General features: G+C 68.2%; 9 protein-coding genes and 1 pseudogene. 4 read left to right on the forward strand and 6 right to left on the reverse strand.

Annotated features, from left to right (window positions below):
• The 5 genes from WU80_RS03905 to glmS form a co-directional block, all read right to left on the reverse strand.
• Complete coding sequence (locus WU80_RS03905; RefSeq protein ID WP_055404789.1) at window positions 1-678, reverse strand: rhomboid-like protein; 678 nt, start codon at window positions 676-678, stop codon at window positions 1-3.
• An 89-nt stretch (window positions 679-767) separates the two neighbouring features.
• Complete coding sequence (locus WU80_RS03910) at window positions 768-1613, reverse strand: DUF4436 domain-containing protein (RefSeq protein WP_055404788.1); 846 nt, start codon at window positions 1611-1613, stop codon at window positions 768-770.
• Complete coding sequence (locus tag WU80_RS03915) at window positions 1610-2449, reverse strand: DUF4436 domain-containing protein (protein WP_055404797.1); 840 nt, start codon at window positions 2447-2449, stop codon at window positions 1610-1612. Before WU80_RS03915 ends, WU80_RS03910 begins: the two co-directional genes overlap by 4 nt.
• Before the next feature lie 47 nt (window positions 2450-2496).
• Window positions 2497-3387, reverse strand: coding sequence for a DUF4436 domain-containing protein (locus WU80_RS03920; RefSeq protein WP_055404796.1), 891 nt, complete (start codon window positions 3385-3387; stop codon window positions 2497-2499).
• Between the two features lie 156 nt (window positions 3388-3543).
• A complete protein-coding gene (glmS, locus tag WU80_RS03925; RefSeq protein ID WP_055404787.1) occupies window positions 3544-5409 on the reverse strand; it encodes a glutamine--fructose-6-phosphate transaminase (isomerizing) in 1866 nt (621 codons plus the stop codon).
• An 83-nt stretch (window positions 5410-5492) separates the two neighbouring features.
• On the opposite strand from glmS, the gene WU80_RS03930 reads away from it, so the two are divergent.
• The 4 genes from WU80_RS03930 to WU80_RS03945 all read left to right on the forward strand — a co-directional run bounded on the left by WU80_RS03930 (window position 5493) and on the right by WU80_RS03945 (window position 8573).
• Window positions 5493-5942, forward strand: a complete 450-nt coding sequence (locus WU80_RS03930) for a DUF2510 domain-containing protein (protein ID WP_055404786.1) — start codon at window positions 5493-5495, stop codon at window positions 5940-5942.
• A gap of 408 nt (window positions 5943-6350) precedes the next feature.
• The gene (locus WU80_RS03935; protein ID WP_055404785.1) at window positions 6351-6572 is read left to right on the forward strand and encodes an Rv1535 family protein; all 222 of its coding nucleotides are present in this window, start codon (window positions 6351-6353) and stop codon (window positions 6570-6572) included.
• A gap of 23 nt (window positions 6573-6595) precedes the next feature.
• The gene (locus WU80_RS03940; protein ID WP_055404784.1) at window positions 6596-7435 is read left to right on the forward strand and encodes a dienelactone hydrolase family protein; all 840 of its coding nucleotides are present in this window, start codon (window positions 6596-6598) and stop codon (window positions 7433-7435) included.
• 94 nt (window positions 7436-7529) lie between these two features.
• Window positions 7530-8573: an LLM class F420-dependent oxidoreductase gene (locus WU80_RS03945; RefSeq protein WP_055404795.1), complete on the forward strand. Its 1044-nt coding sequence runs from the start codon at window positions 7530-7532 to the stop codon at window positions 8571-8573.
• A gap of 4 nt (window positions 8574-8577) precedes the next feature.
• Here the strand turns inward: WU80_RS03945 and WU80_RS26040 are convergent.
• Window positions 8578-9334, reverse strand: a pseudogene (locus WU80_RS26040) (hypothetical protein); the annotation flags it as partial.

The raw sequence follows: 9334 nt of genomic DNA on the forward strand, positions 1-9334 counted from the left end.
TCAGGCCGATGCCTCGGGCGAGCGGCGCCGCCGCACCGCGGCCCGCAGCCGGGCCGGGCTGAGCTGCCGAGGGTCCATGTGCCGCGTCATCGGGTAGAAGCAGAGCCCGACAAGGATCGAGGTGAAATGCCCGATTGCGGTGAAGTTCAGCTCAATACGGTCCATCGTGATCAATGGAAAGCCGAAAATGATGAACAGCACGGCCAGATAGCCCCACCGCCACGGCGGCGCGATGTGATAGGCCAGCACCGCCATCACCCCGACCAGGAAGTAGCTCACGCCGATGTCGCGGGCGTTCACCAGCCGCTCCGACGCGTCGCGTTGCTCGATCGCCAAATACAGCAGACCCTCGCTAAAATAGGTGGACAGGATGTGGGCACTCAATCCCACTGTGAGCCAACGCAATTGACCGAGCCAGTGTTCGGCCGGCGCCAGGAACAGCGTGAACAGCAGCAGGTAGGGCGTCAGGTTGTACCCGTCGATCCACAACAGGCTGGAGAACAGCACGTCGAGCGGATCGCGCGCCAGCCCGTGGATGTTGGTGGAATGGTGCATCAGCATCTTGTGCAGTTGCCGCTGGGGCAGCCAGTGCTGCAGGAGCGTCGTGATCAGCAGGACGATGAGCCACCCGTAGGTCAGGGGCGCGCCGCTGACGTAGTGCCAGACCGCGAGGCCCATGCTGCGCAGTCGGGACCGCACCGGTGCATCCGTCACGTCATCACCTTCGCACGCTCGCGACGCGCCGTCCCGGTTAGACGGCAAACGTGTCAGGCCGACTTCGCCGGTGGTTCGGCGTCGGGACGCAGATGCCGCCACCAGCAGGTGATGTAGAGCAGCATCGAGATCACCAACACGACGAGCACCCAGAGCACGATCGTGATGTCGATCCAGCCGCCGAACGGCGGCGAGCCGGGAAGCGCGTTACGCAGCGGCACCACCGCGAAGAGCATCGCCGCGTACCAGGTCGTCATCGGGGGCTGGAACTTGCGCCGGTCACGAACGGTCTGGATCGCGACGAAGGCGCCGAGGGCGGCGATGGCGATCAGCACCCCGCAGATGACGAGGCCGAACGCCGCCGCGCTGAGCGACCGCTGCAGGCTCACCCGGTACGGGCCGAGCCCGCCGCCGTTGCTGGCGTGGACCTGCCAGCCGGGAAGGTGGTTGACGAACGTCGCGGGCAAGCGCTCGGGGACGCCCCCCTCGCCGCCGTGCAGCAGCTCGACCTCGATCGGCCCCGACTCGTAGCGGTCGAAGGGCCAGCGTTCGATCTCCCCGGCGATGGTCACCGGGACCGGAAACACCCCGGGCAGCATGCCCTTGGACCAGCTCCGGCGGACCGGCGTGGCGGCGGACCGGACCCACAGGCTGAGGTCTTCGTTGAGGTGCTGCGTCTGCGGATCCAGCAATGACGAGCCGGGCGAGATGGCCAGGTTGATCACGAGAACGCTGTAGTTGGATTGCACGTCTTCGACCGAAAACGTTGCGCTACTGGTGCTGCCCGCCGCCGGGACTTCGGCCCGGTGATGCGCCGTCCGGCTGTGCGCGTACAGCGCAACCGACGCGACGTATGCCGCGATGAGGGACGCGATGACACCTACGACGGCGAACCTCATGCTGGGTTCGCCGGCGCCGCGGTCACCTCGGGTCGCAGATGGCGCCACCAGCAGGAGATGTAGAGCAGCATGGACAACACCAGGACGACGAGCACCCAGAGCACCAGGGTGATGTCGATCCAGCCGCCGAACGGCGGCGAGCCGGGAAGCGCGTTGCGCAGCGGCACCACCGCGAAAAGCATCGCCGCGTACCACGTCGTCATCGGGGGCTGAAACTTCCGGCGGTTGCGCGCCGTCTGAACCGCGACGAACAGGCCCAGCCCTGCGATGGCGACGAGCACGCCGCAGATGACGAGGCCGAACGCCGCGGCGCTCAGCGAGCGGTGCACGCTCACCCGGTAAGGACCGGCCCCCTCGGTGGACACCTGCCAACCGGAAAGGTGGTTGACGAAGGTCACCGGCAGCCGTTCGGCGACGGTTTCGCTGCCGCCGCGCATGAGCTCGATCTCGACCGGCCCCGACCCGTAGCGGTCGAAGGGCCAATTCTCGATCTCCCCCGCGATGGTCAGCGGAACGGGAAAAACCCCGGGCAGCATGCCCTTGGTCCAGGTGCGGCGGGTCGGCGTCGCCACGGATCGCACTCGCAGACTGAGGTCTTGGTTGAGGTGCTGGGTCTCCGGATCCAGCAGGCCCGACGCGGGCGAGATGGACAGGTTGGCCATCAGCACGCTGTAGTTCGATTGAATGTCCTCGATCACCAGCGTGGCCGTGCTTCGGTCACCCGCCGCGGCGGTGTCCTGGTGGTGATGGTGTCCCCCGCTGTTGGCATACAACGCGGCCGAGGCGACGTACGCCCCGACGACCCCCACGATCAGAGCCACGACGCCGAACTTCACGACCACCCCCTACTCGATTATCGAAAAACGTTGCAGCGAACGGGATTTCAACCCGAAGGCGCCGGGACCGGGTCGGGCGGCGGGGCGGGAACCTCGGGCTTCAGGTGCCGCCACCAGCAGACGATGTAAATCAGCATCGCGGTCACCAACGCGACGATCACCCAGAGCACGATCGTCACGTCGATCCACGCCCCGAAGGGTGGCAGGCCGGGCAGCGCGTTACGCAGGGGCACCACGGCGAACAGCATGGCCGCGTACCACGTCGTCATCGGGGGCTGGAACTTGCGGCGGTTGCGCAGCGTCTGGACGGCGACGACGACGGCGAGGCCGGCGATCGCGATGAGCACGCCGCAGATGACCATGCCGAACACCGCGGTGCTCAGCGCGCGCCGCACGTGCATGCGGTACGCCTCGTGGCCCGGGATCTTGGACATGGTGACCTTGAAGCCCGACAGGTGGTCGATGAGTCTGACCGGAATGAGTATGGGGGGCTTAGTCGTATCTCCACCGGGAAAGAGTTGCACCTCGATCGGCCCCGACTCGTAGTTGTCGAAGGGCCAGCGTTCCAGGTGACCGGCGATGGTCAGCGGCAGCGGGAAGACGCCGGGAAGCATGCCCGGCGAATAGTCCTTGCGACTGGGCTGGGCCGACGATCTGATTCGCAGCACCAGATCTTCCTTGAGGCGGTGGGTGACCGGATCCAGCAGCGAGGGCCCCGGTGCGACAGCCACATTGGCGACGACGGCGCTGTAGTTGGACTGCATCTCCTCCACGGTCAGGGTCGCCATGCTCTGGCTGGCGGTCTCCGCGTTGTCGCTCAGGGTGCCGGGGGCGGACCCTTCGACGGTGTCCTTGTAGAGGCCGATCAGCGCGATGTATGTCCCGAGAACGAGCACGATGATTCCCACCGTGGCGAGCCTTCTGACCGCCGGTCGCATGCTGCTCCTCACCCCATGGAGTTGCTGTTCCAGAGGGCAATCTAATGGAATGGCCGCGCATCTCGCGGCGATACGGCCGAAGCCGTTCGTTTGTCGGCGCCTATTCGACGGCCCCGATTGTCTCGTTCCTCCTCGCCGCGCAAGCGCGACGCATCGTCACTCGACGGTAACGGACTTGGCCAGGTTGCGCGGCTTGTCCACGTCGTAGCCGCGGGCCTGGGCCACCGACGCGGCGAACACCTGCAGCGGGATGGTCGACAGCAACGGCTGCAGAAGCGTTGACACCGCTGGAATTTCGATCAGGTGGTCGGCGTAGGGCCGCACGGTGTCGTCGCCCTCTTCGGCGATGACGATGGTGATCGCGCCGCGCGCCTGGATCTCCCGAATGTTGGACAGCAGCTTGGCGTGCAGCGTGGCCTGCCCCTTGGGTGAGGGCATGACGACGATCACCGGCAGGTCGTCCTCGATCAGCGCGATCGGGCCGTGCTTGAGCTCGCCGGCGGCGAACCCCTCGGCGTGCATGTAGGCCAGTTCCTTGAGTTTCAGCGCGCCCTCGAGCGCCACCGGGTAACCGACGTGGCGTCCCAGGAACAACACGGTCGAGGACTGGGCGAACCGATATGCCAGCGCGGCCACCGGCTCGATCATCGCGAGCACCCGCGCGACCAGGTCCGGCATCGACTCCAGCTCCTGGTACTCCCGCTCGACCTCGTCGGGGTATTTGGTGCCGCGGGCTTGGGCCAGCGCCAGCCCCACCAAGTAATTGGCGGTGATTTGGGCCAGGAACGTTTTCGTGGAGGCCACGCCGATCTCGGGGCCGGCGCGGGTGTAGAGCACGGCGTCACACTCGCGCGGGATCTGCGAGCCGTTGGTGTTGCAGATCGCCAGCACCTTGGCCTTCTGCTCCTTGGCGTGCCGGACGGCCTCCAGGGTGTCAGCGGTCTCCCCGGACTGGGAGATGGCGACCACCAGGGTGCTGCGGTCCAGCACCGGGTCGCGGTAGCGGAATTCGCTGGCCAGTTCCACTTCGACCGGCAGCCGGGTCCAGTGCTCGATCGCGTACTTCGCGAGCAGCCCGGAGTGATACGCGGTGCCGCAGGCCACCACGAACACCTTGTCGATCTCGCGCAGCTCCTGATCGGAGAGCCGCTGTTCGTCCAGTACGATCCGGCCGTCGACGAAGTGCCCCAGCAGGGTGTCGGCCACCGCGGCGGGCTGCTCGGCGATCTCCTTGAGCATGAAGTACTCGTAGCCGCCCTTTTCCGCGGCGGCCAGGTCCCAGTCGATGTGGAACTCGCGGTACTCGACATCGGCGTTGCCGTGGAAGTCGGTGATCCGGTAGCCGTCGGCGGTGAGCACCACGGCCTGGTCCTGGCCGAGTTCGATGGCGTCGCGGGTGTGCGGGATGAACGCCGCGACGTCGGAGCCGACGAACATCTCCCCGTCGCCGATGCCGAGCACCAGCGGGGTGGAGCGGCGGGCGGCCACGATGGTGCCGGGCTCGTCGGCGTTGGTGAACACCAGGGTGAAGTGGCCCTCCAGCCGGCGCAGCACGGCCAGCACCGAGGCGGGGAAGTCGCCGGCGGTCTCGCCGTGCCGGTACGCGTGCGCCACCAGGTGCACGGCGACCTCGGTGTCGGTGTCGCTGACGAATTCGACGCCCTCGGCCTCCAACTCGTGCCGCAGGCTGGGGTAGTTCTCGATGATGCCGTTATGGACGACGGCGATCTTGCCGGCGGCGTCGCGGTGCGGGTGCGCGTTGCGGTCCGTCGGGCGCCCGTGGGTGGCCCACCGGGTGTGGCCCAGGCCGGTGGTTCCGCCAAGCGATTCGGCCGGCATCTGGGCGACCGCGTCCTCCAGGTTGGCCAGCCGGCCGGCCCGGCGGCACACGGTCAGCGTCCCGGCGCCGTTGACCAGTGCGATGCCCGACGAGTCGTAGCCGCGGTACTCCATCCGGCGCAGCGCATCCATGACGACCTGGCAGGCAGGCTGCTGCCCGACGTAGCCGACAATTCCGCACATTTGAACCAGGGTAGTGCAGGCCGCACCCCCAGCCCGCACTCCGCGGGTAGGGTTAGGCCGCCCACCTGCGCGAAAGGCCCGATTTGAGCGACCCGTACCGCCAGTTCTCCGTCCGGCTCACCGAGCACATCGGCGCCCTCGTGCTCTGGTATAACCGTCGCTACACCTTCACCGGCACACTCGAACAGTGCGAACGCGCATACCGCTCGGCGCAGACCCTCAACTTGCTGGCGGGTTGGTGGAGCCTGCTGTCGGTGCTGGTCATGAACTGGATCGCGCTGATCTCGAATTGGAACGCGATCCGGGAGGTGCGCAGGCTGGCCGCGCAGCCCGCCCCCGCCGGCTACGGCGCCGGGCCCGCCGCCGGCTACATCCCGGCCCCGCCCGCCGCCGGCCACATCCCGGCCCCGCCCGCCGCCGGCCCGCCGCCGGGTTGGTATCAGGACCCGTCGGGGCCCGGACAGCGCTACTGGGACGGGGCCCGGTGGACGTCGTGGACGCATCCGCCCGGTTTTCCGGCGCAAGGACGCTGAGCTTCCGCTTCACACCGTCTTCATAAACGGCAGAAACGTTTTTCACCTGATGTATTTGTGGCGTTTTCGCATGCGTCATCGCTCTAGCAATTCAGCTACTTAGAATTCTGCTTATCGGCTAGGACTGGCTCCCACCGAAGTCAGCAGAAAGGACGGCTCGTTGACGCCCGCAAGATGATCACCACCTGGGGGAATCGCAGATCCACCGGTGAGAACGCGCGCAGCGCAACCATATCTTCTTCCACAATAACCGTTTAATACAGACATCAATGCCGATTGTCTAGCTACCCGGTAATCGCGTTTAACGCCTCGCCGTTAATTCGGCTTGGCCAGAAAATTCAAACTACGCGTAAACCGCTTGTTCATAACTGTTAATCCGAAATTCTGTATTCCTTCAAGGGGAGAATCATGACTGCTGTCCTGTTCGACGACGTGGTAACCAGCTCGCCCGCGCCCGCCCTGACGCTGGCTCCCGCGCCCACGACCACGCCCGCGCCCCGGCGCCGTCACCGTGCGCCGCTCAGCAGCGGCGACCCGATGGTGGACGCCGCGGCCCGGGTGCTGAGCATCCCGTTGCGCCACATGTACGCGGCGCTGTGGCGGGTGGGTGTGATCGAAGTCAGGGCCTAGCCGCGATGCGCTAACGTCGACGCGTGGCCCGCACCCGCAAGCTCTTCGCAGCCCTGCAACGCCGTGGCCCGCATCGCGTTTTGCGCGGTGACCTGGCGTTCGCCGGGCTGCCGGGGGTGGTGTACACGCCGGAGGCGGGGCTGAATCTGCCCGGGATCGCGTTCGGCCACGACTGGCTCACCAAGGCCGCCCGCTATGCCGGTCTGCTCGAACACCTGGCGTCGTGGGGCATCGTCGCCGGCGCACCCGACACCGAACGCGGCCTGGCCCCGTCCGTGTTGAATCTCGCCTACGACCTCGGCACCGCGCTGGACATCGTGTCGGGCGTGCGCCTGGGCCCGGGCAAGATCAGCGTGCATCCGGCCAAGCTCGGCGCCGTCGGGCACGGTTTCGGCGGGTCAGCCGCCGTGTTCGCCGCGGCCGGCATGCCGAACAAGCTGGCCGCGGCGGCGGCCCTGTTTCCCGCCGTCACCAGCCCCCCGGCCGAAGATCCGGCCCGGACGCTCAAGCTGCCGGGGCTGATCCTGACCGCGCCGGGCGATCCGCACTCGCTGACCTCCAACGCCCTGTCGCTGTCGCGCGCGTGGGACGCGGCCACGTTGCGCATCGTCAGCAAGGCCCAGCCCGGCGGACTGGTCGAGGGCCGGCGGCTGACGAAGGTGTTCGGCCTGGCTAGCCCGCACCGGCGCACGCAGCGGACCGTGCGCGCCCTGCTGACCGGTTACCTGCTCTACACGCTGGGTGGCGACAAGACCTACCGCGACTTCGCCGATCCCGATGTGCAGCTGCCCAAGACCGACGCGCTGGATCCCGAGGCGCCGCCGGTCGCGTTGGAAGAGAAGATCGTCGCGCTGTTGAAATGACGCGGCATCTGGGTAATTGCCCAACTGTGCCGAACCGGATCGTCGAGGAAACCCGAAACGCCGCCCGTCGGTGCGGTCGTGGTATCTGTCGTTGATGCGAATCGGGATCGCTCTGGATTATTCGGGCGGCTTTCATCAGGCCGTGGACCGCGTGGTGGAACTCGAGAAGGCCGGCATCGACATCGCCGTGGTTGCCGAGGCGTACGCGTTCGACGCCGTGAGCCAGCTCGGCTATCTGGCCGCCAAGACGAACACCGTCGAGTTGGCCTCGGGGGTGTTTCCCATCTACATCCGCACGCCGTCGCTGCTGGCGATGACCGCCGCGGGCCTGGACTTCGTGTCCGACGGGCGATTTCGGCTCGGCATCGGCACCTCCGGGCCGCAGGTGATCGAGGGCTTCCACGGCGTGGAGTTCGACGCCCCGCTGGGCCGCACCCGCGAGATCGTGGAGATCTGCCGCAAGGTGTGGCGGCGGGAAAGGCTGCAGCACAACGGCAAGCAATACCAAATCCCGCTGCCCGCCGACCGCGGGACAGGTCTGGGCAAGTCCCTGCAGCTCATCAATCACCCCGTGCGCGAACGCATTCCGATCACGATCGCCGCGCTGGGCCCGAAGAATGTCGAGCTCACCGCCGAGATCGCCGAGGGCTGGCAGCCCGTGTTCTACCTGCCGGACAAGGCCGCGTCGGTCTGGGGCGACGCGCTGGCGGCCGGCGCGGCCAAGCGGGATCCCGCGCTGGGGCCGCTGGACGTGATGGTGCACGCGTCGGTGGCCATCGGCGACGACGTCGACGACCGGCTGGCGTGGGTCAAGCCGCAGCTGGGGCTGTACCTCGGCGGGATGGGCGCCAAGGGCCGCAACTTCTACCACGCCCTGGCCACCCGCTACGGGTTCGGCGACGTGGCCGACCGTATCCAGGAGCTGTACCTGTCGGGCCGCAAGAAGGAGGCGATCGACGCGGTGCCGGACGAACTGGTGCGCGGCATGTCGCTGGTCGGCCCGCGCGGATACGTCGCCGAACGCCTGGCCGCCTTCGCCGAGGCCGGCGTGACGACCATGTTGCTCAGCCCGCTGGGCAACGACCGCGCCGAATCCCTGCGTTTTATCGAGGAAATCCTGCAGCTGCGCCCCTCCTGAGCGGTCACTGCCCCGCCTGCGGCAGCTGGTCGGCGGCGATCTCGCAGGGCGTCTTGCCATCGGTCCCCGGCGGAGGCGGTTCGCCCGCCGGCGCCGCATCCGGCGCGGGCGCCCCCGGCGGCGGGGCCTCCGGCACCGGCGCGTCCGCCGGCATGGGCGCGTTCTCGGGCACCGGCACCTCCTCGGGCATTGGTGCACCCTCCGGCGTCGCCGCTTCGACCGGCTGCACCGCCCCGTCGGGTGTGGCCTCTCCTTTCTCCGCGGGCTCGTCGTCCGCGTCGTCGGGCTGAAAGGGGTCCTCGTCGAAGGCATCCCCGTCGTCGAGGGCATCCCCGTCGTCGAGGGCATCGGTAACCCCCGACCCGTCGCCCGTCGAGCCGATCAGCCCACCGACCGCATCGACGATCCTGCCGGCCAGCCCGAGCAGGCCGTCCCCGCCACCGCCGAGCCCGCCGCCCAGGCCTCCCCCCGGCATGCCGGCGGCGTCACCGAGCGCGCTTCCCCAATCCTGTTGCGGCGGGGCGGGAATCGGGGCGGGCGCTAGGGTCGTCGCGGTCGGCGCGGGATCCACCGGCGGGCCCGGGACCGCGGCGGCGGGCGCGACCGCCACGGGCGATGCGCTGGGCGGGGCCGGCCGCGGCGGCTGGTATCCGGGCCCGAGATCGCCCGGGGATTCGAAGCGGGCGGTCGGCGCGGCGGCCATCCGGTCGGTGACCATGTCGTAGGACGTGGCGCTGTCTCTTATACACATCTCCGAGCCC

The sequence above is a fragment of the Mycobacterium sp. UM_11 genome, from assembly GCF_001414075.1.
In the GTDB taxonomy this organism is placed as follows: domain Bacteria; phylum Actinomycetota; class Actinomycetes; order Mycobacteriales; family Mycobacteriaceae; genus Mycobacterium.